The following is a 26119-nucleotide window of genomic DNA, read 5'->3' on the forward strand; positions in this document are numbered from 1 at the left end:
GGTGACCGCCATCACTGACCAGGACCACACCGAGCACGCCGATCATCCGGAGACCGCGGTATCCGAGGACGCCCGCCTCGACATCGAGCTCCCTGAAGAGAGCTCTTTCGGCAACGGCGTCCTCGGGAAGAGCCAGGACGAGGAGAGCGCATCCATGGACGACCGGCCCGACCGGCCCTTCGAGGACGGGGGCGACGGTGACCGCGACCGCGACGAGCTCGCGCGTGTGGGGGACGGTGGCGATTCCGGGCGGCTGGAGGTTGGGCGCCTGGAGGCTGGGCGGCTGGATTCTGGGCGTCCGGACGCCGGCCGTCTGGACTCCGGGCGTCTGGACTCCGGGCGTCTGGACGCCGAGCGTGCGGAATCTGGTCGTGCGGAGTCCGGTCGTACGAAATCCGGTCTCACGGAGTCAGGTCCCTCGGAGTCCGGCCGACAGGACTCTGGTCGGCAGGAATCCGGCGGTGCGGAATCAGGCCGTAGCGAGTCCGGCCGTAGCGAGTCCGGCCGTAGTGAGTCCGGCGGTGCGGAATCCGGCGGCGCTGAGTCCGTCGGCACGGAGTCGTCCGGGCGTACCGAATCCGGCTCTCCCTGGGACGACGGGCTGATCGCGCGGCGGGTCGACGAGAGCGCTGTCGCGGAGCCGGTCGCCGTCGTGGAGAAGCGGCGCTCCGGACCGCAGAACGTGGCGCCGCTGGCGTACGACGGGCCGCTGCGGTCGCGACTGGACGGGCTGCGGGAACTGGTCGGGCTGTCCCGCGCGCGGCTCGACAGCGTGACGCTCGCCGAGGCGGGACGTGTCCTCGACGAGGCGGCGGCGCGGCGCAGGCTTTCCGGGCAGCACACCGTCGTGGCGATCGCGGGCGCGACCGGCAGCGGAAAGTCGCAGCTGTTCAACGTGCTCGCCGGAGTGAACATCTCGGAGACCGGGGTGCGCCGCCCCACCACCGCCGCCCCCATCGCGTGCAGCTGGAGCGACGGCGCCTCGTCCCTCATCGACCGGCTCGGCATTCCCGGGCGGCTGCGGCGGCGCCCGGTGCAGAACCCGGACGCGGAGGCGGAGTTGCGCGGGCTCGTCCTGGTCGACCTGCCCGACCACGACTCGGCCGCCGTGGAGCACCGCGAGCAGGTGGACCGGGTCCTGGCGCTCGTCGACGCGGTCATCTGGGTCGTCGATCCGGAGAAGTACGCCGACGCCGTGCTGCATGAGCGCTATCTGCGGCCGATGGCGGGGCACGCGGAGGTCATGTTCGTGGTCCTCAACCAGATCGACCGGCTTCCCGGTGAGGCCACCGATCAGGTCCTCGACGACCTGCGGCGGCTCCTCGACGAGGACGGGATCGCGCTGGGGGAGTACGGCGAGCCGGGCACGATCGTGCTCGCGCTCTCCGCTCTCACCGGGGACGGGGTGGGGGACCTGCGCGAGGCGCTGGGGCAGTTCGTGGCGGAGCGCGGAGCCGCGGCGCGTCGGATCTCGGCCGATGTGGAGGCCGCGGCAGGACGGCTGCGGCCGCTCTACGCCACGGGGCGGCGGAGCGGGCTCACCGAGGAGGCGCGGGACGAGTTCTCCGCGCGGCTCGCGGACGCGGTGGGCGCCACCGCCGCCGGTGAGGCCGCCGAACGCGCGTGGCTGCGCAACGCCGGCCGCGCGTGCGGGACGCCCTGGCTGCGACTGTGGCGGTGGTACAACGACCGGCGCGAACCTCCCACCGGGCGGGTGACGTTGCGCGCGCAGGCCGACGAGGAGGCCACGGCCCGGCAGCGCGTCGAGCAGGCGGTGCGGGCCGTGTCCGAGCGAGCTTCGGCGGGGTTGCCCATCCCGTGGGCGCAGGCCGTGCGGGAAGCGGCCGTACGCGGGGCGCAAGGGCTGCCCGAGGCGCTTGACGAGCTGGCGGCGCGGGCCGGGCTGCCTCCGGGGCGGCCGCCGCGGCCGGGCTGGTGGCCGGTTGCGGTGCTGGCGCAGGCCTCCATGACGATCCTTCAGATTGTCGGCGGGCTGTGGCTGGCGGGGCAGATCTTTCGGACGATGGCGCCGAACCTGGGCGTGCCGGTGCTGCTGATGGTCGCCGGCATCATCGGTGGTCCGCTCGTCGAGTGGAGCTGCAAGCTGGCGGCGCGCGGACCGGCGCGGCGGTACGGGCTCGAGGCGGAGCGGCGATTGCGGGAGGCGGCCGCCGGGTGCGGGCGGGCGCGCGTGCTGGATCCGGTGGCGGCGGAGCTGCTGCGGTATCGGGAGGTGCGGGAGCAGTACGGGAGGGTGCTGGGGGTGGAGGCCGTGGGGCGGTGAAGGGAGGCGAGGGGAGGTGAGGGGAGGTGAGGGGAGGTGAGGGGAGGCAGGGTTTCGTGGGGTTCCCGCCGTGGGTCACCTGTTCGGGTGGTGGAGTTTTCCACAGGCGGGCGGTGGTCCACAGCGCTCAGCGGGTTCGGCCCGGTGGAGGCAGTCTGGCTCTGCGGCGATCGCGTCGGACGCGGTCGTCGTGGTGACGGCGGTGTACCTGGTGTGCGCGGTCGTTGCGGCAGACGCAGCCGTACGGGACGGGCCCGTCGGCGTTTCCGCCCGGGGTGAGCGCTCGGGGCGAGGGAGGGGTTGTGATGAACGAGACGATGGTCTGCGCTGTGGGCAACGTGGCGACGCAGCCGGTGTACCGCGATCTGGCGGCGGGCAGTTCGGCGCGGTTCCGGCTGGCGGTGACCGCGCGTTACTGGGACCGCGAGAAGGGCGTCTGGACCGACGGGCACACCAACTTCTTCACCGTGTGGGCCAATCGGCAGTTGGCCACGAACGCGGCGGCGTCGCTGTCGGTGGGCGATCCGGTCATCGTGCAGGGCAGGCTGAAGGTACGTTCGGACGTGCGCGAGGGGCAGAGCTGGACGTCGGCCGACATCGACGCGGTGGCGATCGGGCACGACCTCGCACGGGGCACGTCGGCGTTCCGGCGCGCGAACAAGCCGGAAATGTGGGCGGCGGGTTCACCGTCGCAGCCGGAGCCCAGTTGGGAGACGCCGCCCGGTGACTCGGCCGGTGACACGGCCGGCTCGGATGCCCAACGGGAACAGGAACCCATGGCAGTGACGTGATGTCAGCTGCCGGGCTGCCGGGCCGTCTGCACGGCCGTGATTCCAACTGCCGCCGTGAGGCGATTGTCGGCCGTCGTCCTACCTGACTGAACTGCGGCTTATCGGCGAATGCGCACCCCGCAACTGTGGTGGATTTGTCGATAAGCCCTGCTCATAAGCGGTCTTGGCGATAACGATTCCGAGTCGGATCGGCTGTCCGACGGCATCCCTGGGAGGTGTGGTGCGCCACGTCCTTAGGATGCGGTGCGTAGCTCTCGGGGCTTCTGATTCTGCTGGTGGGACCGTACCCCCACGTCAACGGGTCCTGCTCGAAGGGGAATTCTGTGTTTTCTTCGTTCTCTGCGTTGTCCGCACGCAGGCGAGGGGCAGTCCGCCTCGCCGCGGCGACGTTGGTGTCCGGGCTCGCCGCCGTCGCCGGTGTGATGGCGGGTGCCGGCCCGGCGGCCGCCGACGGGACGACGCAGAACCAGGGCGGGGCGACCGCCACCATAGGTGGCCTGAAGACGTACGGCGCGGCCGTGATCCATGACGCGGCCGGCGACCAGGAGCTGTCGGCGGGTCTGTTCGAGATGTCCGTCGAGGGCGGCGGCATGCTTCAGACGTACTGCGTCGACATCCACAACCCCACGCAGAAGGACGCCAAGTACCACGAGACGCCCTGGAGCGGCACCTCTCTTGGCGCCAACAAGGACGCGGGCAGGATCCGCTGGATCCTTCAGAACTCCTACCCGCAGGTGAACGACCTCGCGGCGCTCGCCGCCAAGGCGGGCGTCAAGGGCGGTCTCACCGAGCAGGACGCGGCGGCCGGCACCCAGGTGGCCATCTGGCGCTACTCGGACGACGTGGATGTCGACGCCGTCGACCCGCAGGCCGAGAAGCTCGCGGACTACCTCGAGAAGAACGCCCGCGACGTGTCGGAGCCCAAGGCGTCGCTGACCCTGGACCCGCCCGCGATCTCCGGCCGCCCCGGCGAGCGGCTCGGCCCGGTGACGGTGCACACCAACGCGGACTCCGTGACGGTGACACCGCCGGCGGACGCCGCCACGAGCGGGGTGAAGATCGTCGACCGTGACGGCGAGGCCGTTCCTTCGGCGGCGGAAGGCAGTCAGCTGTTCTTCGACGTGCCGGAGGACGCGGCAGCGGGGGCGGCCGAGCTGACCGTCCAGGCCTCCACCACCGTGCCGGTGGGCCGCGCCTTCGCCTCCGAGAGCCGCAGCCAGACCCAGATCCTGGCCGGCTCCAGCGAGTCCACGGTCTCGGCGACGGCAAGCGCGACCTGGGCCGAGCAGGGCGCCATACCCGCACTGTCCGCGGTGGAGAACTGCGCCGTGGGCGGGGTGGACCTCACCGCGGCCAACGAGGGCGACGAAGAGTTCACCTTCGAGCTGATGGGGATCGAGCACACCATCGCGGCCGGCGAGTCCCGGACGGTGACGATTCCCCTGCGGGAGGACCAGGCCTACGACTTCACGATCGAGGCTCCGGGCGGCTTCCAGAAGCGGTTCACCGGCGTCCTCGACTGCCAGACACAGGGCAGCGAGAGCGGCGACTCGACCCAGACCCTCAGCGAGCCCAGCCCGGCCACCGTGGGCGGCACCGCAACCGACACCAACCTCGCCGAAACCGGCAGCTCCGACGCGACCCCGGTGATCGGCGGGACCGCCATCGCCCTCGTCGTGATCGGCGGCGGCGTCCTGGTCCTCGTACGCAACAAGAAGGCGCCCACGAAGGGCTGACCGGGGTGGCTCCGGTCACCCGAGCCGGGCGAGGACCGCGACCGGACGGTTCCTCCGGCACGACAAGGCCGATTCCATGCCGGTGAGGGGCCGTGTCACCCGTGGGCCGCCTGTGGCCGTCGGGTGGCTGGCGCCGGTGCCTGTTTCAAAGCCCACAGCGGGACGGCCAAGTATTGCTGTCAGCACGCGCTGCCGGCGCCCGGTCAGAGGGGCAACGAAGATCACTGCGCCGGCATTGGCCTGGTCGCAGGCCCGAGCGACCTCGCGGACCTTTCCATGGCTCGGCAGCGTCCGCGAGGAATAGGGCAGGTCATCTTCTGGACCCCGCCGTCCGAGACGCCTCGACGCTGCACGATCTGCGCGATGACCCGAGCGCCCCCAACCACGCCCGACAGCCCCAGCCGCCCCCACCCCCCACCTCCGAACCCCCAGGTCAGCGCCCCCCACCCATACCCGTTTCCCCCGAGGGGTGGCGATCCGGCAAGATGGGGTGTATCTGCCCACTGCCAGAATTCAAGCTGCCGGACGGTTTCTCTTGGCTGAGTACATCTACACCATGCGCAAGACGCGTAAGGCGCACGGCGACAAGGTGATCCTTGACGACGTGACGCTGAGCTTCCTGCCCGGCGCGAAGATCGGTGTGGTCGGTCCGAACGGGGCCGGTAAGTCCACCGTTCTCAAGATCATGGCCGGTCTTGAGCAGCCGTCCAACGGCGATGCCTTCCTGTCGCCCGGCTACTCCGTCGGCATGCTCCTCCAGGAGCCGCCGCTCGACGAGTCCAAGACGGTCCTGGAGAACGTGCAGGACGGCGCCGCCGAGGTCATGGGCAAGCTCAAGCGTTTCAACGAGGTCGCCGAGCTCATGGCGACCGACTACTCGGACGCGCTGATGGAGGAGATGGGCAAGCTCCAGGACGACCTGGACCACGCCAACGCGTGGGACCTGGACACGCAGCTGGAGCAGGCCATGGACGCCCTGGGCTGCCCGCCCGGCGACTGGCCCGTCACCAACCTCTCCGGTGGTGAGCGGCGTCGCGTGGCGCTCTGCAAGCTGCTTCTCGAGGCTCCCGACCTGCTGCTCCTCGACGAGCCCACCAACCACCTGGACGCCGAGTCCGTGCAGTGGCTGGAGCAGCACCTCGCGAAGTACGCCGGCACCGTCGTCGCCGTCACCCACGACCGGTACTTCCTCGACAACGTCGCCGAGTGGATCCTCGAGCTGGACCGCGGTCGTGCCCACCCGTACGAGGGCAACTACTCCACGTACCTCGACAAGAAGGCCTCCCGCCTCAAGGTCGAGGGCCAGAAGGACGCCAAGCGCGCCAAGCGGCTCAAGGACGAGCTGGAGTGGGTGCGGTCCAACGCCAAGGGGCGGCAGGCCAAGTCCAAGGCGCGTCTGTCCCGCTACGAGGAGATGGCCGCCGAGGCGGACAAGATGCGGAAGCTGGACTTCGAGGAGATCCAGATCCCGCCGGGCCCGCGGCTCGGCAGCATCGTCGTCGAGGTCAACAACCTCTCCAAGGCCTTCGGCGACAAGGTCCTCATCGACGACCTCTCCTTCACCCTGCCCCGTAACGGCATCGTCGGCGTCATCGGCCCGAACGGCGCCGGCAAGACCACCCTCTTCAAGATGATCCAGGGTCTGGAGACCCCGGACTCCGGCAGCATCAAGGTCGGCGACACCGTCAAGATCTCCTACGTCGACCAGAGCCGCGAGAACATCGACCCGAAGAAGTCGCTGTGGGCCGTGGTCAGCGATGAGCTCGACTACATCAATGTGGGTCAGGTCGAGATGCCCTCTCGGGCCTACGTCTCCGCCTTCGGGTTCAAGGGTCCCGACCAGCAGAAGCCGGCCGGTGTCCTCTCCGGTGGTGAGCGCAACCGACTGAACCTCGCGCTCACCCTCAAGCAGGGCGGCAACCTGCTCCTCCTCGACGAGCCGACGAACGACCTCGACGTCGAGACCCTCTCCAGCCTCGAGAACGCCCTGCTGGAGTTCCCGGGCGCGGCTGTGGTCGTCTCCCACGACCGGTGGTTCCTGGACCGGGTCGCCACGCACATCCTCGCCTACGAGGGTGAGTCCAAGTGGTTCTGGTTCGAGGGCAACTTCGAGTCGTACGAGAAGAACAAGGTCGAGCGGCTCGGCCCGGACGCCGCCCGCCCGCACCGCGCCACCTACAAGAAGCTGACCCGGGGCTGATCTCTTGCGGCATATCTACCGCTGCCCGCTGCGCTGGGCGGACATGGACGCGTACGGCCACGTCAACAACGTGGTCTTCCTCCGCTACCTGGAGGAGGCCCGTATCGACTTCCTGTTCCGCCCGGAGAAGGACTTCAAGCAGGGGTCGGTGGTGGCACGCCATGAGATCGACTACAAGCGGCAGCTCGTCCACCGGCACACGCCCGTGGACATCGAGCTGTGGATCACACAGATCAGGGCGGCCTCCTTCACCATCACCTACGAGGTCAAGGACCCGGACCAGCTCTATGTCCGGGCCTCGACGGTGATAGTGCCGTTCGACTTCGAGGCGCAGCGCCCGCGCCGGCTCACGGCGGAGGAACGGGAGTTCCTCGCGGAGTACAGGGATGACGACGAGGAGGAGGCCGTCGCCGCATGACGGTGCTCCACCTCGCCGACGAGGGGGAGGCGGCGGATTTCGCGGCCTTCCTCTCCCGGCTGCTCCACTACGACCGTGGAGCAGCGGTGCGCCTTCAGGCGGCCGGGACCGCGCTCGCCGTCTTCGGGCGGCCGCCGTCCTTCGAGGTGCTGGCGATCCGTACGGTGCGGCTCGCCAAGCCGTACGAGAACGGGCTCGAAGTGACGCTGGACGTGACCGTCTCCGCCGGTGAGCTGCTGGAGGCCGTGGACGAGTCGGCGGCCACGGCCGTCGTCCCGGACGCGGTCACCGGTCCGCCGTGGGCCGGGGTGCTGCCGCCGCGCGGCGGGTGGCGGCCCGAGGCGGGGCTGCCGGCGCCGGACGCCCTGCGGGCGATGGTCCGCGCGGGGGTCGCCGAATTCCGGTCCCGTATCGAGGAGTTGACGTCCGAGCGGCGTACACGGACCGAACTCGACCGGATCGGGCGGGAGATCTGGTCCCGGTCGGTCGGGGACACCCACCTGCCGGTTCGGGCCGTGCACGCGGCCCAGTCACTGGGCTTTCTTCGCGTACGACCTGACACGCACCTGCCCGACGAAGCCCAGCTCGGGCTGTTCTCGTCGGGCGCGTGGCTCAGGCTGCGCACGCCGTACGGGTCGATTGCCGTACGCAGGGCGGGACTTGGGGCGTTGGACGTCAGCGTGTCCCGCTAGATGCGTTCCTCCCTTTGTCCCTCCCTCCGGATTCCTCCGGTCAGCCCGGGGTGTTCAGCATCGAGGCCGCCGCGTACGTCAGGTAGTTCCACAGCGTGCGCTCGTGCTCCTCGGAGAGGCCGAGTTCGTCGACGGCGTCGCGCATGTGCTTCAGCCAGGCGTCGTGTGCCGCGCGGTCGACGGTGAAGGGCGCGTGGCGCATACGCAGACGCGGGTGGCCGCGGTTCTCGCTGTACGTCGTCGGGCCGCCCCAGTACTGGATCAGGAAGAGAGCGAGGCGGTCCTCGGCCGGGCCCAGGTCCTCCTCGGGATACATGGGGCGCAGGATCGGGTCCTCGGCCACCCCCTCGTAGAAACGGTGGACGAGCCGACGGAAGGTCTCCTCCCCGCCGACCTGCTCGTAGAAGGTCTGCTCCTGAAGCGTGCCGCGCCGAATCTCATTCACACCACCCATGGTCTCAGACGGGGCGGACCAGGACTCAAGGCTTAGGACCACCCGTACGGACTCCCGGACCGGCTCCCATGCAGACCCCGTACTGGCCCTCGCACCCGTACCGCAGGACAGTGGACATATGAGTGCTCACGCTCTCGACAGCGAACTCGACGACCTCGCCGCCTCGGCGCGGGCGGCGATGGTGCGTGAGATCGAGCTGAGCGGGGCCTGGGCCGGGGATCCGGTGTGGCGGGAGGCGTTCGAGGCGGTGCCGCGCCACCTCTTCGTGCCGTACTACTACGTCGGCGTCATGGGCGGCTACGAGCGCCGGTGGGGTGAGAGCCCCGACCCGCGCACGCGCGAACACTGGGTGCGCGGTGCCTACGCCGACACCCCGCTGGCCACCAGGATGCGCGACGGCGAGCTGGTCTCCTCCAGCAGCCAGCCCTCGCTCATGGCGATCATGCTGGTCGAGCTGTGCGTGGAGGACGGTGACCGGGTCCTGGAGATCGGCGCGGGCACCGGTTACAACGCGGCCCTGATGGCCCACCGGCTCGGCGACGACGACCTGGTCACCACCGTCGACCTGGAACCGGAGATCACCGAGTCGGCCCGCCGGCATCTGGCCGCCGCCGGCTACCACCCGACCGTCGTCACCGGGGACGGAGCGCGCGGGGTGCCGGAACGCGCCCCCTTCGACCGGATCATCGCGACCTGCACCCTGACCTCGGTCCCGCGCGCCTGGCTGGCCCAGTGCCGTCCCGGCGCCCGCATCCTGACACCGCTGGCCACCGGCCTGATCGCGCTGGAGGTGCAGGACGCCGAGCACGCCGAGGGGCGGTTCCTGCACACGCCCGCCTATTTCGTGCGGCTGCGTGGGTCCGGCCGGCCGGAGGCGGAACCCGCGCACCTCGGCGGTGTACCGCGCCGGGCCCGGGAGCACGAGCTGTTCCGCTTCCTGCTGGCCCTGAGCCGCGGCGGCCTCGAACCGCAGGAGGCGTACGCGCTGTGGCAGCGCGAGGGGCAGCCGCAGCGCGAGCGCTACGGCATCACGATCAGCGGCGAGCACGAGTGGGCGTGGCTGGACGAACCGGAGGGGCCGTATGCGTGGCCCCTCCCGAACGATCGGCCTCAGCTACTGACCGAGTGATCGGACGGGCCTAGCCCCGCCGGATCGTGATCGTCGTCCACGCGCCTACGTGCACCCGGTCCCCGTCCTGCAACGGCACCGGCACGAAGGGCTGGATCGGTTCCTCGGAGTTGTTGACCGTGGTGCCGTTCGTCGAGTTCTGGTCGACGACCGCCCAGGTGCTGTCCGGCTGCTGGACCAGCACCGCGTGCTGGTGCGAGACGCCCGGGTCCTCCGGCGGCACCGAGAGGTCGATGTCGGGGGTGTCGCCGGTGGAGTGGCGGCGCCGGCCGATGGTGACCTGGTTGCCGGTGAGCGTGCGCTGCTGCTCGGGCGAGTACGCGGGCAGGTTGAGGCCCGCGGCCTCGGGACCGGAGCGCTGCATCATCGCCATGAAGTAGTCACGGTCCGGACCGATGGTCGCCAGCCAGGTCGCGGGCCCCTGCTGGAACGGCGGGCCGGGCGGGGCCTGGGTCGCGCCGGGCTGCGGATAGCCGTAGCCGCCCTGACCGGGGCCGGGGCCGCCGGGGGCGGTCGAGGCGGGCGGGGAGATCACCCAGTCGTCATTGCCGCCGCCGAAGGACTGACCGCCCTGCTGGGGCCGGTTCGTCTCCTGCGGGTACGCGGGCGGGGCGGGCGGACCGGACTGCTGGAACGCCTGTGCGGGATGGCCGGGACCACCGGGGCCACCGGGGCCACCAGGAGTCGGCCCGGGCGGCGGCGGGACCGGTCGCGACGGATCGCCGCCGTATCCGGGCTGACCGCCGTATCCGGGCTGACCACCCGGGCCGGGCTGACTACCCGGGCCGGGCTGCCCACCCGGGCCGGGCCGGCCACCGTAACCGGGCTGACCACCAGGCCCTGAAGGTCCGGGCGGTCCGGGCGGACCGGAAGGCGCCGACGGGTCCGTGCCGAACGGCGGGAGCGGCTCGGCGGGCCGGTTCATCTGCGACGGACGCGAGCTCTGGTAGTCGTACGACTCTCCGCCGCCGTACGACGGGCCGGGCGGCGGCGCCTGCTGCTGATAGCGCACGCCCGGGCCGGGGGCCGACGGGTGCGGGGCGGCAGGGGTGTACGAGGTCGCCGTGTTCGTCAGGAAGTTCCACCGGCACTCCTCGCAGAACGGCGCGCCGCCCTCACGCGGCGTGCGGCACTGCGGGCAGAGCTCCGGCTCGGGGTCCGGCACGGCGGACAGGTGCGGACGCCCGCCGGGGTGAGCACCGGGCGGCGGGGGTGGGGCCTGGGCCGGGCCCGGCTGCGGGTAGCCGTAACCGGCGGCCTGGGGCGGCGGCGGAGGGGGCGGGGGCACGGCACCGGCCATGCGGTGACCGCAGACCTCGCACCAGTCGTCGGAACCCGACTGGTGTCCGTTCGGGCAGGTCGGCATGTCGGCGCTTCCCCCTCTCCTTTCCGGCCTCGATGACCGGATTTTTTCCAACCCCTAGGGGTCGGGCTCGCAACTGTCTCAGGTCACTTCTTTACACGAACAGTCTTTGTGGACCGGGTCTCGAGGGTCATCTCATCGGCCTCCGCGACCTTCGCCTTCAGTCGCACAGTACCTGTCGCGGCATCGACAACGTCCACCACCTTCGCAAGGAGTTTCGCCGTATCCGCATTTCCCGAGGCACTGGCGAGCTGAACGGCCCGGCCCAGTTTGGCCGTTGCTCCATCCATATCGCCCGCTTTGCGCAGATCCAGACCTTGTTGGATGGCTTGTGCCAGTTCGGCCTGGCCGGTGTAGTGGGCGACTTGGGGGTTGATCGAGGTCGAGGCGACCATGTCGTCGGTCCACACGGCCCTTACGAGGCCCTGCGCGCCGAGGTTCTGGACCGTGCCGTCGGGCTGCGGAATGACCAGGGAGACACGGGCGGCCAGCATCTCCTGGCCGAGGTTCGCGGCCGGGACCTCGACGCAAACGTGGTAGTCACGGGACTCGTCTCCCCAGGAGCCGGTGGGGTAGTCCCCGGCGCGCGGGCCGGACTCGGTGCGGCGGTCGGTCAACGGCTCGACGGTGGGCGCGACTTGTTTGACGAACTTGACCGTGGTGCCCACCGGCGTCCAGAGCCGCAGGGCGACGTCCGCGACCTCCTTGCCCATGGCCGTCTCCATCATCTGCGTGAAGTCGGCGGCGAGACCGGCCGGGTCGGCGACGATGTCGGCGCTGCCGAGCAGGGCGGAGGCGATCCCTGTGACTTCCTTCACTTCCCAGTCGGTGCCCACACCGCGGGCGTCACAGGTGAAGCGTCCGGCGCTGGAGTCGAGCGAGGCCTTCAGGGCTTCGGCCGACTCGTGTTCGTTGCGGCCGTCGGTGAGCAGGATGCCGTGCCGGATGGCGACGTCGGCCGAGGAGAGCAGACCGTCGGCGAGGTGCAGCCAGGTCCCGATGGCCGTACCGCCGCCGGCGCTGAGCTTGCGCAGCGCCTGCTTGGCCTGGTCGCGGGTGGCGGCGTCGGCGATCGCGAGGCGCCCGTTGCCCGGGTAGACCTCCTTGGCGACGTGCGTGCCGCCGATCACCGCGAAGTGCACGCCGTCGCGCAGGGTGTCGATCGCGGCGGCCGTGGCGTCGCGGGCGTTGCGCATCTTGGTCGGCGGGTAGTCCATCGAGCCCGAGCAGTCGACCATGATCGCCACCGCCGCGTCCGGGCCCTGTCCCGGTGCGTAGAGGTGGGGTGCCGCGACCGCGCTTCCGATCGTGCCGCCGCCGGTCGCGGTCACGGTGACGATGGCGCTGACCTCGCGGGCGCCCTCCGGCAGGTACTCGTTCTGATAGACGTCCACCGAGAACTGCGGCACATTCGACTTCGAGAAATTGGCCATGCCTTCTCTGATCCCCCTCGAAAACCCCACAGGAGCGGGGTGATGACTGTGTCCGGACCGGTCCCCTCCGGCCCGTTTTGCGCTGCGGCCTCAGGCCGATCCTGCCCCCTGCGGAGGGGTCGGGAACGGGACGACGGCCACTGTTACGTTGTCGTGGCCCCCGCCGTCGAGTGCGTGACCGACCAGGACCTGGGCGCTGTGCAGGGGGCGCGCGGCGGCGTCGAGGGGGACGACCTCGGCCATCTCCTCTGCCGCTTCGGCGTAGTTCCACAGTCCGTCGGTGCACACCACCACTACACCCGCACGGTCCGGCTTGAAGGAAGCGGTGTGCGGCTCCAGTTCGTAGGCGTCGGCGCCGAGCCAGCCGGTGATCGCGTGGGCGCGCTCGTCGGCGTACGCCTCGGCCTCGCTCATCAGGCCCGCGGCGACCATCTGCGCGGCCCAGGAGTCGTCCTCGGTGAGCCGGGCCGGGTGCGAACTGCGGTCCACCGGCACCCAGTAGGCGCGGCTGTCGCCGACCCAGCCGACGACCAGCAGACCGGCGGTGACCACCGCGCCGACAAAGGTGCAGGCGGGGGCGTTCTGGTGCGGGGCGTGCTCGCGGGCCGTCGCCGGTTCTCCGGCCAGCGCGTTGACCGCGCGCGAGGCGGCGACGATCGCCTCGTGCATCGCCTGCTGCGGGTGCGTGCCGCGCGGCAGGGCGGCGAGCAGTGACTCGCTCGCGGCCCGGGACGCGGCGAGTGAGGCGTCATCCGGGCGGGTCGCGGAGGAGACGCCGTCGCAGACGATCGCCACGGTCGCGGGTGCGCCGTCGGGCAGCGCGGTGTTGCCGAGGGCGAACGCGTCCTCGTTGCGGTGGTGGCGCAGACCGCGGTCGCTGACGGCGGCGACCGGGCCGGTGTCCAGCTCCATGTGGTCCCGTTCGCGGGGCTGGGCGTGTCCGCAGTTCTCGCAGTAGCCGTCGCCGTCGACCCGCCCCGAACGGCAGGCCACGCACAGGGTGGTGCCTTCCGGCGGGGTCGCCAGGTCGGCGATGCGCGGGTCGGGCGCCTGGAGCGGGTACTCGTCGGGCTCCGGCGGACGGTCGAAGCGGACACCGGAGGCGGGGGACACGGGGGAGCCCACCGGTGCCTGCGCAGGAAGGACGTGGCCGCCCGAGTCCGTCCCCTGGAGGTCGGTCGGCAGATGCGTGGCGGCGGGCCGGCCGGGCGCAACGGGCCAGTCCGCGCCGGCGACACCGGCCGGTGGGGGTGGTGCCGAGCCGTTCATGATGATCGTCGGCTCGTCGTCCGGCCGTGCGGGGACGGCGGACAGGTCGTATCCGCACGCACCGCAGAAACGGTCACCCGACTCGAGGGGCTCCTCGCAGCTCGGGCACCGGGACAGGGCGGTCTGCTGGGGCATCTGCGACATCAACTACACCCACGTCCGGGGGCGGTAACGGTTGGCACGTTCCACCAGGTCGATCCTCTCCTCGCCGCCCCGCGCGAGCCGGGCCAGCGTGCGGTACGAACGCTCCAGTCCGAAACGCAGTCCCCGCTCGTCCAGGCCGCTGCCGAGCAGCACCCGTCCCCCGGCGGCGGGGGGTACGGAACCCTGGCCCCCGGAGAGTATCCAGTCCAGCGCACTGCCGAGGACTTCTGCCGACAACTGCTCGCGCCGCGCGGGATCCAGACCGTACGCCTCCAGCGCCTCGACCTGCGCGGCGGCCGCGGTCAGATCCTCCAGGAAGGGTACGTCGGTGGCGACGGCCGTGCGCTGACGCAGCCGCGCCCGGACGGCGGCCACGCGCGCGGCCGTGTAGTGGATGGACGACTCCGGAATCGACTCCAGAGTGCGTACGGCACTTCTGCGGTCGCCCGTCGCGAGCTGGACCCGGGCCAGGCCGAACGCCGCGCTCACATAGCTCGGGTCGGTCGACCACACCAGGCGGTAGTACTCGGCGGCGTTGTCGAGCTGGCCCAGCACCTCCGCGCACAGGCCGAGGGCCAGCTTGGGCGTGGGCTCGCCGGGGAAGGCGTCGTAGATCGCGTCGAAGGAGAGCGCGGCGCCTTCGTGATCGCCGGTGACCAGCGCGGCGACACCTCGGTACCAGACGACCCGCCAGTCGTCCGGGTGGTCGGCCTCCAGGCTCGCGAGGGTCTCCAGGGCGGTGTCGGAGTCGCCGTTCTCCAGCCGGGCTCTGAGCTGCCTGAGCCGTGTCTCGGTCGACTGGGCGGGCGCGGCGGCGAGCGCACTGATCAACTCGCCCGGCGCGGAGGCGATGAGACCGGCCAGGAACCCGGCGTTGGGGTCGCCGGGGTCGACATGGGGGACCGGCAGGGCCAGCGCCGCGGCACCGGTGTTCACGGCTTTCACGATGCCCGGCGTGCCGTGGCCGTTGACGGCCGAGCCGCTCGGCAGTTCGGCGGCCGCGGTGGACGAGGACCGCCGGGCGGCGACGACTCTCGCCCCCAGCCGCGACACGTCCCCCTCCAGCTTCGGGAACAACTCCGCGTCCGTCACCTTCACTTCGGGTCCGAACAGCGTCGACAGCGACGGCCGGGCGCGTCCCGTCTGGAGGGAGACGACCTCCCGCAGAACACCCGTCAGCTGCTCGGTCATTTCCTCCGCAGAGGCGAACCGGCGGGCCGGGTCCGGGTCGGTGGCGCGGACCAGGAGCCGGTAGAAGGACTCGTACTGCCGGAAGACCTCGATGTTGTCCGGGTCGGGCAGCGAGTCCACGAACACGTTCGTGTAGCCCTGGAAGTCGAAGGTGAGGACGGCGAGCGTCCGCGCGACCGTGTACAGGTCGGACGCGACCGAGGGGCCGATGTCCGCCATCTCCGGCGCCTGATAGCCCACCGTGCCGTAGATGGCCGACTCCTCGTCGTCCATCCTGCGCACCGCGCCCATGTCGATCAGCTTGAGCTGGTCCTCGGTCTGGATGGCGTTGTCGACCTTGAAGTCGCAGTACAGGAGGTTGCGGCTGTGCAGGTGCCCGAGCGCTTCGAGGGCCTCGATGCCGTACGCGCACGCCTGTTCCACGGGCAGCGGCTCCCGCTTCCCCTCCGGTGTACGACGCTCGTTGGCGATCTCCTTCAGCGATTTGCCGCCGACGTACTCCATGACGATGTACCCGTCCAGCGATCCTGTCCGCTGGTCGAGGTGCTCCACGAAGTTGTAGATCCGCACGATGTTGGCGTGCTCGATCTCCGCGAGGAAGCGCCGCTCGGAGATGGCGGCGGCCATCGCGTCCTGGTCGCCGGTGTCCAGCAGGCCCTTCAGCACGACCCACCGGTCCGACACCGCGCGGTCCACCGCGAGGTAGACCCAGCCCAGGCCGCCGTGCGCCAGACAGCCCGCGACCTCGTACTGGCCGTGGACGACGTCTCCGGACTTCAGCTTCGGGACGAAGGAGTACGGGTGGCCGCACTTGGTGCAGAACCCTTCCGTACGGCCCTCTCGGTCGCCGCGTGACCGGCCGACCGGGGCCCCGCAGTCGGAGCGGGAGCAGAACCGCTTGCGCTCGGGGACCTCAGGGTTCTCCAGGACCATCTCGCGGGGGTCGGGCCGGGGCACCTCCGGCACCTGGACGAGCCCGACGCCGAGCCGACCGCGGCCGCTGGACCCCGCCGAGGAGCCGGAGCTGCGCACCGACACCGAGCGGCCCGTGGAACGGCCCGACAGGGAGCGCGACAGACGTCCCGACACCGAGCGTCGCGACTTCGACGAGTGCGACGACGTACGCGAGCTGGGGGTGGAGCCGGAGCGTGAACTCTCGCTGCCGGTCGAGCCCTTGTCACCGCCGGTGTTCCCGGTGGACCGCGAGCCGGTGCCTCCCCCGGAGGAGGGGCCCCCGGCCGAGACGACCGGGGCGAGACCGCAGGTGTCGCAGTACAGCTCGCCGCCGCCCATGTCCTCGTACGTGCCCTCGCAGTCCGGGCGCTGACACTTCTGCTGTGCCTGACTCATGACGAGTGCTCCCCCCTACGATCCTGCGGCCCGCTCTGCCCCGGGATGCGCGGGCCGCCCAGCAGTTCGGCCGCCGCCTGCTGATAGCGCAGCACGGCCTGTTCGGCGACCCGCAGATCGCAGGGCGCGCTCCACAGCATCCGGCGCGCCGCGTCGTACCGCTCGATCAGGAACGCGTCCTCCGCGAGGCCGTGCCGGGCGACCTTCGCCTTGTACGCGTCGAGGCGGCCGCGCAGCTCGGCGCGGACCGCCAGTGGCTGGGTGACCGCGGTCAACGACTCCCGGGCGCGCAGCAGTTCGTCCTCCGCCTTCTGCTCCAGGGACTCCAGGAGCGGGGACAGGCGGTGCCACTGGGCGTGTCTGCGGTATTCGGCGGCCGTCGCCAGCTGCTCCTGAAGCACGGTCGGCGGGCCGCTGACGACCGGCACCTCCGTGGCCGCGATCTTCGCCAGGACCTCACCGCGGGCGTTGCGCGCCTCGGCGAGGGTGCGGTCCGCGCGCGAGAGCACGTCCCGCAGCTTCACCAGCCGCTGCTCGGCGTCCTGGCGGACCGTCAGCACCGCGTCGATCTCCCGGCGTACGTCCTCCAGGGCGCGTGCCTCGCGGTCGTACACCGTGGTGTCCGGCCGGCCGCCGCCGGGGGCGGAACTCCCGGGCGTGGGCACCCAGAAGGCCAGCGGGTCGGAGACGACCTGCTCGCGGAGGTTCGTCAGTGTGCGGGTGATGCGCTCCAGGTCGTCGCCGGCCGGGTGCTCGCCGGGGCGCACGCCGACGGAGTGCGCGAGCTTGCGGGTGCGCTGGAGCTCCGCGGCCAGTAAATCGATCCGGGCGGGCAGCGCCGACCAGACCGCGTCGGCGGCGACGACCATGTCCAGCGAGGTGGCGTACAGCTCGTTCATCCGGTCGACGAGGGTGATCAGCGTGAACTGCTCACTGAGTTTGCCCGAGCCGCCGTGCAGCGTCGGCGCGTTGGCCATGGCGCCGGCCGAGCCCGCGACGGTGACGGCCTCGCCGCGCAGCAGCTCGGTCAGCTCCACCAGGTCCTCCCGGCTGGACCAGCGGCGCCGGGCGCGGATGTCGCGGGCGGCGCGCAACGCGTCCGTGTACGCGTCGAAGTACGCCCACAGCAAGGTGATCGACGCCTCGGCGGCCGACCAGCGCTCCTTGGTGAAGCCGGTGAGCTCGGCGCCTTCGAGGAGTCTGCGGCCCGCGTGGTCCTGGAGGGCGAGGAGTGAGGTCTCGATCGCCTCGTGCTCCGCGCCGAGCCGCGCCAGCGCACGGTCCACCTCGTCCCGGTCCATCACCGGCCCGGGGGGTCCCGTGACGCCCATCGATCACCTCTCGCTGCTTTGGTTTTCCTATGTGGTTGACGTGGTCGACGTGGTCGCTGACGGTATGTCAGCTCTTGCGCAGGTACTGCGGTGCCGGCGGTTCCGACACCGCCGAGTCCTCACCCAGTGTGGCCGACAGCCACTTGTCGTACGAGGCCTGCCAGCCGTTCGCCGTGTCCTCGCGGTAGTCCACGAGTATCTGGTTGACCCGGCGTACCAGATCGTCGGCGTCCTTCTTCATCGCCACGCCGTAGTACTCGGTGGTGAAGGGGGCGCCTTTCAGCTCGACCGTCGGGTCCTGGGCGGCCTGGCTGGCGGCGAGCGCGCCGTCGGTCACCACGGCGTCCACCTCGCCGAGTTGGAGACGCACCAGGCAGTCGAGCTGGTTGGGGACGGTGTGGTCGATGTCGGCGGAGGAGGCGAGTTCGTTCGCCTTCTTGTCCTCCTCCAGCTTGGTGTACGCGGTGGACCCCTCGGCCGAGCAGATCCGCTGGTCGGCGAGCGAGTCGTCGTATCCCGTGATCGTCGAGGACTTGGGGGCCAGGACCTGCTGGCCGGTCTTGAAGTACGGCGCCGAGAACGCGACGTCCTCGAGGCGGCTGCAACTGATCGTCATCGTACGGACGATCATGTCGACGCGGCCCGCCTGGATGGCCGGGATGCGCTGGTTGGTGGGGATGGCCTTGAACTGGACCGCGTCCGGATCGCCGAGGATCTCCTCCGCGATCCGGTGGACCAGGTCGATGTCGAAGCCCTCCAGCTCGGCCGTGCCGGCGGTGTTGGGGTCGCGGTAGCCCCAGCGGTAGCTGTTCTGGTCGACTCCGACGATCAGCTTCCGCTTCTCGCCCTCGCGGCTCTTGATCGCGTCGATGGTGGAGCCGTCCGAACCGGACGGGGACAGGGTCTGCTTCTCCGGGGCGGTGCACTCCTCGGCTCGTGCCTGGCTGCCGTGGGCGACGCCCTGGCCGCCCGTGTTCGCGGCGTCTCCGGTGGGCTGGGTCTTCGGCAGCAGCAGCGCGAAGGCCAGCGCCAGGGCGCACACGACGGCCATCGCACCCACACCGCCCCAGCCCTTCAGGCCGGAACGCAAACGTCGTGCATGCATCGTCACGCCCCCTTTCACCGGTACTCCGACAGCCTGCGTCCGATGCCCAGCACCGCACCTGCGGCACCGATCACCGCGAGGGCGGCCGCACCCACCGACAGCCCGGTCATGGCGTCCAGGCCGTCCCCGGCCGACCGCTTGAACTCGGTCTGTTCGTGGGTGAGCGCCTTGGCGAGGTTCGCGTCGACGCTGTCGAAGCACTCGCCCGTCGCGCCCTTGGCGCCGATCACCTTGTCCAGTGCCTGCTGGTAGTTGCCGTTGTCGTCCTCCGCGCGGGCGGAGGTGTGGCGCTTCTGCCACTCCTCCATGTTGCCGACGGCCGCGGTGACCGGCTGCTCGCCGGTGTCGTCGTCGGCGAGCTTCGCGGCCACGGACAGGCCCTTGGCGAGGGTCTTCATGTCCGTCTGGAAGGTGACGTCGTACTTGTCGAGTGCCTTGCCGTCCGCGTCGGTGACCGTCTCGGCTCCGCGGGCGACCAGGGTCAGGTTCTCGTTGCCGCGCGCCTTCAGGGAGGCGATCCGGGCGTCGTTCAGCACGTTCAGCGAGCGGACGCCGTGGTCGTACGAGTCGTTCAGGCCGGCGCGGGCGACGCTGTGGCCGACGACCAGCCAGAGCAGCACCACCGTCGCCGTCGCGGTGGCGGCCACCAGGCCGTGGTTCAGCACGCGGTTGGTGCGCTGGTAGTTGCGGTGCTGGGCCCAGGCCAGCGCGGCGAGCACGAGGACCCCGAGGGCGATCGCGGCCCAGGGGTACGGGGTGGCGTCGTCGTAGTCCGCGCGCAGCCGTTGGTTCTCCTTCGTGTAGAGATCCTCGGCCGCGGGGAGCATGTCCGTCTGCATCTTCTCGTTCGCGTACCGCAGATACGCGCCGCCGACCGGGAAGCCCTGCCGGTTGTAGGTGCGGGCCCGCTCGACCAGGCCCTTGTACTCCGGCAGCATGCGGTTGAGCTTGGCGATGGTCGCCGCGGACGGGGAGTCGGGGTCCGAGTTCGCGGCGGCGTTGACGAGCTTGACCGCGGCGGTGCGGATGTCCTTCTCGTACCGGTCGCGGGTGGCGGCGCTCTCGCCGCCGCCGGCCAGGAAGCCGCTGGAGGCGGCCGTGTTGGCGTCGGCGAGCGAGCGGTAGATGTCGGCCGCGTCCGAGCTGAGGGGCTGGCTGCTGTGCAGCACGTCGTCGGCGGTGCTCGCCCGCTCGGTCGTCTGCCAGGCCGTCACGGCGCCGAAGGCGACGACCAGCAGGGCGAGGACCGCGCCGATGATGCGCAGCCGGCCGGGTTCGGTGGTGGCCGCCGCGCGGAGGCGGTCGACGCCCTCCGCCCAGGCGGTGCGGCGTGGCGGCTCGGTGGGGTCGGGTGCGGCCGATCCCTGCGGTGCGGGGGGAAGGGAGGGGCCGGGTGCACCGGGCCCGCCCGGTTGTGGTGGCAGAGACGGCATGGTGGGCACCGCGGCGCCCGGTGGTGCTGCCGTGCTGCTCTTCTGCGGTTGTGTCACCTTTGACCTCCCCCATGGTCATCCGTCACCGCAAGTATCGCTGCCGGGACTGACATTCCGCACCGGCCTTCACTGGATCTTGATTGGATCGCAGCGGTACAGCCCGAGTTTCGGGCATGACGTGGCGCTCCGCACCCTCCCCTGCCCATGAATACGCCGGGGGAATCGGTTCGGTTCCATCGGGGGGCGGGTGGGAGCTCGCCGGTGTCACATCTCGTAGTGCGTACGCACCCGTTCCTGGGCCTCGACCCCCGCTCCGACCCGGTCGAGACCCAGCAACGCCGCACCCAGCACCGGCTGTGCCCGCACCACCCGTGCCACCGCCTTCGGAGCCCGGTCGGCCAGCAAGTCCCGTATCCGGGAGTCCAGTTGCAGGTGTCCCGCGGCCAGCACGCCACCCCCCAGCACCACCGGCGTCTCCTCCTCCAGCAGCCCCAGGCGGGTCAGTGCCACCGTCGCCATCGTCACCACCTCGTCGGCCAGACGGTCCACGACCGCCCGGGCCACCGGGTCACCGTCGGTCGCGGTCGCGAAGAGGACCGGCGTCAGTTCGTGGCGGCGGAGCGGCTCGATGTGCTCCAGGTGCAGGGCCTCGATCAGGGCGTACATGGAGTCGAGGCCGAAGTACGCGGGCAGGACGTGGGCCAGTGCCGTCGGCTCGCCCCGGCCGTCCTCCGCGCGGGCCGCGAACCACAGCGCCTCCTCCGCCAGGCCCCAACCGCCGCCCCAGTCACCGGAGACACGGCCGATCGCGGGGAAGCGGGCGGTGCGGCCGTCGGGGCGCATGCCGACGCAGTTGATGCCGGCACCGCAGACGACGGCGACCCCGCGGGGCTCGGTGACCCCGGCCCGCAGGATCGCGAACGTGTCGTTGCGGACCTCGACAGTCGTGCCCCACGCGCGCGCGTGCAGCGCGGCCGCCAACTGTTCCTCCTCCACGGGGAAGTCGGCGTTGGCCAGACACGCCGAGACATGGTCGACGGCGGTGACCCCGGCCGCGGTGAAGGCCTGCTCCACGGCTGCGGCGACCTCGTCCACCGCAGCCGTCACACCGACCACCGGCGGCCGGAAACCGCCCCCGCGTGCCGCGGCCAGGACCCGTCCGTCCGCCGCGACCACCGCGACATCGGTTTTGCTGTTGCCCGCGTCGACGGCGAGGACGGATGCGGTCAGGCCCACGCGAGGTGCTCCCGGTTGTGTGCGACGAGTCGGTCGGTGAGGCCTTGCGCGTATTCGTACTGGCCGATCAAGGGGTGCGACAGCAGGGCACGGAAGACCCGTTCCCGGCCCCCGTGAACGGCCGCGTCCAGCGCCAGGTCCTCGTACGCCGTGACCTGCGCCATCAGCCCCGCGAACAGCGGGTCCACGGCCGGTACCGCCGTCGGCGTCGCACCGTCGCGTGTCACCGTCGCCTGCACCTCGATCACCGCGTCGTCGGGGAGGAAGGGCAGCGTGCCCCGGTTGTAGGCGTTCACCACCTGGTACGGGCTTCCCCCGCCGCCGAGCAGCCCGGCCGCCAGGTCCACCGCCGCCTCCGAGTAGTAGGCACCGCCCCGCTTGGCGAGCAGCTCCGGCTTCTCGTCCAGGGCCGGATCGCCGTACATCCTCAGCAACTGCCGCTCCATTTCGGCTACTTCGGCCGCTCGGGAGGGCTTGGTGCGCAGCTCTCTTACCACCTCGTCGTGCGCGTAGTAGTAGCGCAGGTAGTACGACGGGACCACACCCAGGCGGTCCAGGAGCGGACGGGGCAGATGCAGGTCCCCGGCGATCGGGTCGCCGTACTCCGCAAGGAGCTTGGGCAGGACGTTCTCGCCGTCGGGGCCGCCCAGCCGTACGCCCGTCTCCCAGGTGAGGTGGTTGAGGCCCACGTGGTCCAGGTGGACGTCCGAGGGGGCGACGCCCAGCAGACCGGCGAACTTCCGCTGGAAGCCGATCGCCACGTTGCACAGGCCGACCGCCTTGTGGCCCGCCTGGAGCAGGGCACGGGTGACGATGCCGACCGGGTTGGTGAAGTCGATGATCCAGGCGTCGGGGTTGGTACGGCGGACCCGTTCCGCGATGTCGAGGACCACCGGCACCGTGCGCAGCGCCTTGGCCAGGCCGCCCGCGCCCGTCGTCTCCTGCCCGACGCAGCCGCACTCCAGGGGCCAGGTCTCGTCCTGCTCGCGGGCCGCCTGACCGCCGACGCGGAGCTGGAGGAGGACGGCGTCGGCGCCCTCGACACCCGCGTCCAGGTCGGAGGTCGTGACGATCCTGCCGCCGTGGCCCTGCTTGGCGAAGATACGACGGGCCAGGCCGCCCACCAGTTCCAGACGTTCGGCTGCCGGGTCGACGAGCACGAGTTCCTCGATCGGCAGGGTGTCCCTCAACCGTGCGAAACCGTCGATGAGTTCGGGTGTGTAGGTCGAGCCGCCGCCGACCACGGTGAGTTTCACTGAAGGTTGCCTCGCTTCCGGGCGCCGGGAAGGGTGTTTATCGGCCGGGGGTCCGGGGGTTGTCCCCCGGGAAGACGCAGCATGAACGATTCAACCCTTTACTCCGGTGAGGGTGACACCCTCGACGAACGCCTTCTGCGCGAAGAAGAACACGAGGATCACGGGGGCCATGACCAGCACGGTGGCGGCCATGGTGAGGTTCCAGTCGGTGTGGTGCATGCCCTTGAAGGACTCCAGGCCGTAACTCAGCGTCCAGGCGCTCTGGTTCTCCGACGCGTAGATCTGCGGGCCGAAGTAGTCGTTCCAGGCGTAGAAGAACTGGAACAGGGCGACCGCGGCGATGCCCGGCTTCGCCATGGGGACGACGACTCTGAGGAGCGTGCGCAGTTCGCCGCAGCCGTCGACCTTCGCCGCGTCCACGTACTCGTTCGGGATCGTCATCAGGAACTGGCGCAGCAGGAAGATGGAGAACGCGTCCCCGAACGCCATCGGGATGATCAGCGGCCACAGCGTGCCCGACAGGTCGAGCTGCTTCGCCCAGAACAGGTACATGGGGATGATGACCACCTGTGGCGGCAGCATCATCATCGAGATCACCAGCATCAGGGACAGATTGCGGCCCCGGAAGCGGAACTTGGCGAGTGCGTACGCGACCGGCAGGGAGGACACGACTGTGAGGACTGTTCCCAGTCCCGCGTAGAGCAGCGTGTTCTTCCACCAGGTCAGGAAGCCCGGGGTGTCGAAGACCTTCCGGTAGTTGCCCCACTCCCAGGTGTGCGGGATCAGATCCCGGCTGAGGGCCTGGGTGTCGCTCATCAGCGAGGTCAGGAACACGAACACGAAGGGCAGCGTGAAGAAGAGAGCCGCGGCGAGGCCGAGGGAGTGGACCGCGATCCATTCCAGGACGGCCCGGCGCCGGGCCGTCCGCTCGGCCGGTGTGGGCGCCGGCAACTCCACCGGCCTGTCCAGTACTTGGGTCATGGGTCAGTCACCTGCCTGGATGAGACCGCCCCGGCGCCGCATCAGGAACGCGGTGAACGCCATCGACAGGGCGAAGAGGACGAGGGCGACGACACACGCGGAGCCGTAGTCGAAGCGCTGGAAGCCGAGGTTGTAGACGAGCTGGGGGAGGGTCAGCGTGGATTTGTCCGGGTAGCCGGGCTGGAACTGCGTGCCCGCGCCCTGGATCACGCCCGAGGCGACCTTCCCGGCGATCAACGGCTGGGTGTAGTACTGCATGGTCTGGATCACGCCGGTGACGACCGCGAACATCACGATCGGCGAGATGTTCGGGAGCGTGACGTAGCGGAACCGCTGCCACGCCGAGGTCCCGTCCAGCTCCGCCGCCTCGTACTGCTCCCGGGGCACGTCCAGCAGCGCGGCCATGAAGATGACCATCAGGTCCCCGATGCCCCACAGGGCGAGCAGGGTGAGGGCCGGCTTGGACCAGGTGGGGTCGTTGAACCAGCCCGGCGCCGGGATGCCGACTTTCTCCAGGACCGAGTTGACCGGTCCCGTACCGGGGTTGAGGAGGAACGCGAAGGCCATGGTGGCCGCCACGGGCGGGGCCAGGTAGGGCAGGTAGAACAGGGTGCGGAAGACACCCGTCGCGGTTTTGATCTTTGTGATGAGTAGGCCGACACCGAGTCCGAAGGCGACCCTCAGGGTCACCATCACCAGGACCAGCCACAGGGTGTTGCGCAGCGCCGGCCAGAAGAACGAGTAGTGCTCGAAGACGTACGTCCAGTTCTTCGTTCCGGTCCACGTCGGCGGCTTGAAACCGTCGTAGTGCATGAACGAGAAGTAGACGGTCGAGATCAGCGGATAGGCGAAGAAGACCGTGAAGCCGATCAGCCAGGGTGACATGAAGGCGACGGTCCGAAGCGCGGACCTGCGGCGCTTCGACGCCAGAGTGACGGTGCTCATCACTGTGCCTGCGCGATGTCCGTGTCGATCTGCTTGGCGGTGTCCTGAAGGCCCTTCTTCAGATCCTTGGCCTTGCCGCTCTCGTATGCGTATCCGAAGTCCTGGATGGTGGCGAGGTACACGCCGCCGTTGACCGACGCGGGAGACGTCGTGGAGTTCGGGTTGGCCGCGATCTCCAGGAACGTCTTGAAACGCGGGTCGTACTTCAGCTTCGGCGACTTCAGGGCGGCCAGCGTGGACGGCACGTTGTGGATGGCGTTGGAGAAGCCGACCACCGCGTCCGTGTCCGTGGTCATGTACTTCACCAGCTCCCAGGCCGCGTTCTGCTTCTTGCTGGTGGCGGCGATTCCGGCGATCGTCCCGGTGATGTATCCCTTGCCGTACTCGTCGGCCTGGTCGTCGGGGACGGGCAGCGGGGCGACGCCGATCTCGAAGTCGGGCTTGGCGTCCACGGCCATTCCCAGGCGCCATTCACCGTCGAGCTGCATGGCGACCTGACCGGTGTGGAAGGGGTGCTTGGGGCCCCATTCGTCGCCGAGCGTGGCCCGGTACTTCTCCAGCTTCTGGTAGCCGCCGAGTTCGTCGACGAGCTTCTTCTGAAGAGTGAAGCCGGCCTCGAACGCGGGGTCCTTGGCGAGGTTGGACTTTCCGCTGGAGTCGAAGTACGTCGGGGAGAACTGCGCGAAGATGTGCTCGGTCGTCGACTCCCAGCCGTGGTAGTTCGGCATGAAGCCGAGCTGCTTGTACGAATCGCCCTGAGCGATCGTCAACTTCTTGGCGTCGGACTCGAATTCGGACCAGGTCTTCGGCGGGCTCTTGATTCCGGCCTTTTCGAAGGCCGTCTTGTTGTAGTAGAGCCCGTACGCGTCGCCCAGCAGCGGCACGCTGCACCGGTTGCCGTCGTACTGGGTGTACTCGTTCATCGCCTTCGGGAAGGTCTTCTCCGGGTCGATGCCCGACTTCTCGAAGAACGGGTTGAGGTCGACCAGGGCGCCGGACGAGCAGAACTTGCCCACGTTGTTCGTGGTGAAGGACGAGATCACGTCCGGGGCCTTGTCGCCGCCGGCCCGCAGGCTCTGGTTCATCTTGTCGTCCGTCATGTTGCCGACGACGTTCACATGGATGTTGGGGTGCTTCTTCTCGAAGCCGGCGACCAGCGAATTGACGGCCTTCACCTCGGCGGGCGCGCTCCAGGCGTGCCAGAAGTTGATGGTCGTCTCCTTGGAGGCGTCGTCCTCGGCGCCGGAGCCCGACTGGCCGGTACAGGCGGTGGTGAGCAGGGCGAGGGAGGCGGAGGCGGCGAGCGCGATCGCTGCCTTTCGGGATATTCCGGGCATGGCAAGTACTCCCTGGGGCGGGACGGGGGCGGTGAGGAAAG

Annotated in this window: 20 protein-coding genes; 7 read left to right on the plus strand and 13 right to left on the minus strand. The window is 70.4% G+C overall.

Annotation, left to right across the window (positions count from 1 at the left end):
• The first annotated feature begins 154 nt into the window (after positions 1-154).
• The 6 genes from ACIHFB_RS06880 to ACIHFB_RS06905 all read left to right on the plus strand — a co-directional run bounded on the left by ACIHFB_RS06880 (position 155) and on the right by ACIHFB_RS06905 (position 8121).
• A complete protein-coding gene (locus ACIHFB_RS06880; RefSeq protein WP_400126735.1) occupies positions 155-2284 on the plus strand; it encodes a GTPase in 2130 nt (709 codons plus the stop codon).
• 305 nt (positions 2285-2589) lie between these two features.
• Positions 2590-3075 carry a single-stranded DNA-binding protein gene (locus ACIHFB_RS06885; RefSeq protein WP_400125715.1) on the plus strand — a complete coding sequence of 162 codons (486 nt, stop codon included), beginning with the start codon at positions 2590-2592 and terminating at the stop codon, positions 3073-3075.
• Between the two features lie 323 nt (positions 3076-3398).
• Positions 3399-4811, plus strand: coding sequence for a Cys-Gln thioester bond-forming surface protein (locus tag ACIHFB_RS06890; protein ID WP_400125717.1), 1413 nt, complete (start codon positions 3399-3401; stop codon positions 4809-4811).
• Between the two features lie 535 nt (positions 4812-5346).
• Positions 5347-7011 (plus strand): energy-dependent translational throttle protein EttA, encoded by a 1665-nt coding sequence (gene ettA / locus ACIHFB_RS06895; RefSeq protein WP_400125719.1) that lies wholly within the window; start codon positions 5347-5349, stop codon positions 7009-7011.
• 4 nt (positions 7012-7015) lie between these two features.
• Positions 7016-7429 (plus strand): thioesterase family protein, encoded by a 414-nt coding sequence (locus ACIHFB_RS06900; protein ID WP_365279419.1) that lies wholly within the window; start codon positions 7016-7018, stop codon positions 7427-7429.
• A complete protein-coding gene (locus ACIHFB_RS06905; RefSeq protein ID WP_365279416.1) occupies positions 7426-8121 on the plus strand; it encodes a hypothetical protein in 696 nt (231 codons plus the stop codon). Before ACIHFB_RS06900 ends, ACIHFB_RS06905 begins: the two co-directional genes overlap by 4 nt.
• Before the next feature lie 40 nt (positions 8122-8161).
• Here the strand turns inward: ACIHFB_RS06905 and ACIHFB_RS06910 are convergent, their stop codons facing one another.
• Complete coding sequence (locus tag ACIHFB_RS06910; RefSeq protein ID WP_400125721.1) at positions 8162-8575, minus strand: globin; 414 nt, start codon at positions 8573-8575, stop codon at positions 8162-8164.
• A 118-nt stretch (positions 8576-8693) separates the two neighbouring features.
• On the opposite strand from ACIHFB_RS06910, the gene ACIHFB_RS06915 reads away from it, so the two are divergent.
• Positions 8694-9704 (plus strand): methyltransferase domain-containing protein, encoded by a 1011-nt coding sequence (locus ACIHFB_RS06915; protein WP_365279410.1) that lies wholly within the window; start codon positions 8694-8696, stop codon positions 9702-9704.
• A 10-nt stretch (positions 9705-9714) separates the two neighbouring features.
• Here ACIHFB_RS06915 and ACIHFB_RS06920 read toward each other — a convergent pair whose 3' ends face one another.
• The 12 genes from ACIHFB_RS06920 to ACIHFB_RS06975 all read right to left on the minus strand — a co-directional run bounded on the left by ACIHFB_RS06920 (position 9715) and on the right by ACIHFB_RS06975 (position 26078).
• Positions 9715-11070 (minus strand): FHA domain-containing protein, encoded by a 1356-nt coding sequence (locus tag ACIHFB_RS06920; RefSeq protein WP_365279408.1) that lies wholly within the window; start codon positions 11068-11070, stop codon positions 9715-9717.
• 83 nt (positions 11071-11153) lie between these two features.
• Positions 11154-12500, minus strand: coding sequence for a VWA domain-containing protein (locus tag ACIHFB_RS06925; RefSeq protein WP_365279405.1), 1347 nt, complete (start codon positions 12498-12500; stop codon positions 11154-11156).
• 90 nt (positions 12501-12590) lie between these two features.
• On the minus strand, positions 12591-13916 hold the full coding sequence (locus ACIHFB_RS06930) for a PP2C family serine/threonine-protein phosphatase (protein WP_365279402.1): 1326 nt from the start codon (positions 13914-13916) through the stop codon (positions 12591-12593).
• Complete coding sequence (locus ACIHFB_RS06935; protein ID WP_365279399.1) at positions 13917-16454, minus strand: tetratricopeptide repeat protein; 2538 nt, start codon at positions 16452-16454, stop codon at positions 13917-13919. It abuts the gene before it with no gap.
• Positions 16451-17785: a hypothetical protein gene (locus ACIHFB_RS06940; protein WP_365279396.1), complete on the minus strand. Its 1335-nt coding sequence runs from the start codon at positions 17783-17785 to the stop codon at positions 16451-16453. The genes ACIHFB_RS06935 and ACIHFB_RS06940 overlap by 4 nt, the downstream gene beginning before the upstream one ends.
• A 67-nt stretch (positions 17786-17852) precedes the next feature.
• Entirely contained in the window at positions 17853-18890 is a 1038-nt protein-coding gene (locus tag ACIHFB_RS06945) for a glutamate ABC transporter substrate-binding protein (RefSeq protein ID WP_365279393.1), read from the minus strand.
• A 14-nt stretch (positions 18891-18904) separates the two neighbouring features.
• Positions 18905-20323: a hypothetical protein gene (locus ACIHFB_RS06950; RefSeq protein ID WP_400126737.1), complete on the minus strand. Its 1419-nt coding sequence runs from the start codon at positions 20321-20323 to the stop codon at positions 18905-18907.
• 264 nt (positions 20324-20587) lie between these two features.
• Positions 20588-21559: a BadF/BadG/BcrA/BcrD ATPase family protein gene (locus ACIHFB_RS06955; protein WP_365279391.1), complete on the minus strand. Its 972-nt coding sequence runs from the start codon at positions 21557-21559 to the stop codon at positions 20588-20590.
• A complete protein-coding gene (locus ACIHFB_RS06960; protein WP_365279388.1) occupies positions 21550-22815 on the minus strand; it encodes a 6-phospho-beta-glucosidase in 1266 nt (421 codons plus the stop codon). Before ACIHFB_RS06960 ends, ACIHFB_RS06955 begins: the two co-directional genes overlap by 10 nt.
• Before the next feature lie 90 nt (positions 22816-22905).
• Positions 22906-23796: a carbohydrate ABC transporter permease gene (locus tag ACIHFB_RS06965; protein ID WP_365279386.1), complete on the minus strand. Its 891-nt coding sequence runs from the start codon at positions 23794-23796 to the stop codon at positions 22906-22908.
• A 3-nt stretch (positions 23797-23799) separates the two neighbouring features.
• Positions 23800-24741 (minus strand): sugar ABC transporter permease, encoded by a 942-nt coding sequence (locus tag ACIHFB_RS06970; RefSeq protein WP_365279383.1) that lies wholly within the window; start codon positions 24739-24741, stop codon positions 23800-23802.
• Entirely contained in the window at positions 24741-26078 is a 1338-nt protein-coding gene (locus ACIHFB_RS06975; RefSeq protein ID WP_365279380.1) for an ABC transporter substrate-binding protein, read from the minus strand. Before ACIHFB_RS06975 ends, ACIHFB_RS06970 begins: the two co-directional genes overlap by 1 nt.
• Between the last annotated feature and the right edge of the window lie 41 nt (positions 26079-26119).

The organism is Streptomyces sp. NPDC051963 (assembly GCF_044593495.1).
Lineage (GTDB): Bacteria > Actinomycetota > Actinomycetes > Streptomycetales > Streptomycetaceae > Streptomyces.

Excerpts from the sequence above, each read along its gene's own strand:
- ACIHFB_RS06880 (WP_400126735.1), top strand. The coding sequence starts at position 155 with ATGGACGACCGGCCCGACCGGCCCTTCGAGGACGGGGGCGACGGTGAC.
- ACIHFB_RS06885 (WP_400125715.1), top strand. The coding sequence starts at position 2,590 with ATGAACGAGACGATGGTCTGCGCTGTGGGCAACGTGGCGACGCAGCCG.
- ACIHFB_RS06905 (WP_365279416.1), top strand. The coding sequence starts at position 7,426 with ATGACGGTGCTCCACCTCGCCGACGAGGGGGAGGCGGCGGATTTCGCG.
- ACIHFB_RS06910 (WP_400125721.1), bottom strand. The coding sequence starts at position 8,575 with ATGGGTGGTGTGAATGAGATTCGGCGCGGCACGCTTCAGGAGCAGACC.
- ACIHFB_RS06915 (WP_365279410.1), top strand. The coding sequence starts at position 8,694 with ATGAGTGCTCACGCTCTCGACAGCGAACTCGACGACCTCGCCGCCTCG.
- ACIHFB_RS06920 (WP_365279408.1), bottom strand. The coding sequence starts at position 11,070 with ATGCCGACCTGCCCGAACGGACACCAGTCGGGTTCCGACGACTGGTGC.
- ACIHFB_RS06925 (WP_365279405.1), bottom strand. The coding sequence starts at position 12,500 with ATGGCCAATTTCTCGAAGTCGAATGTGCCGCAGTTCTCGGTGGACGTC.
- ACIHFB_RS06935 (WP_365279399.1), bottom strand. The coding sequence starts at position 16,454 with ATGAGTCAGGCACAGCAGAAGTGTCAGCGCCCGGACTGCGAGGGCACG.
- ACIHFB_RS06940 (WP_365279396.1), bottom strand. The coding sequence starts at position 17,785 with ATGGGCGTCACGGGACCCCCCGGGCCGGTGATGGACCGGGACGAGGTG.
- ACIHFB_RS06945 (WP_365279393.1), bottom strand. The coding sequence starts at position 18,890 with ATGCATGCACGACGTTTGCGTTCCGGCCTGAAGGGCTGGGGCGGTGTG.
- ACIHFB_RS06950 (WP_400126737.1), bottom strand. The coding sequence starts at position 20,323 with ATGCCGTCTCTGCCACCACAACCGGGCGGGCCCGGTGCACCCGGCCCC.
- ACIHFB_RS06965 (WP_365279386.1), bottom strand. The coding sequence starts at position 23,796 with ATGACCCAAGTACTGGACAGGCCGGTGGAGTTGCCGGCGCCCACACCG.
- ACIHFB_RS06970 (WP_365279383.1), bottom strand. The coding sequence starts at position 24,741 with ATGAGCACCGTCACTCTGGCGTCGAAGCGCCGCAGGTCCGCGCTTCGG.
- ACIHFB_RS06975 (WP_365279380.1), bottom strand. The coding sequence starts at position 26,078 with ATGCCCGGAATATCCCGAAAGGCAGCGATCGCGCTCGCCGCCTCCGCC.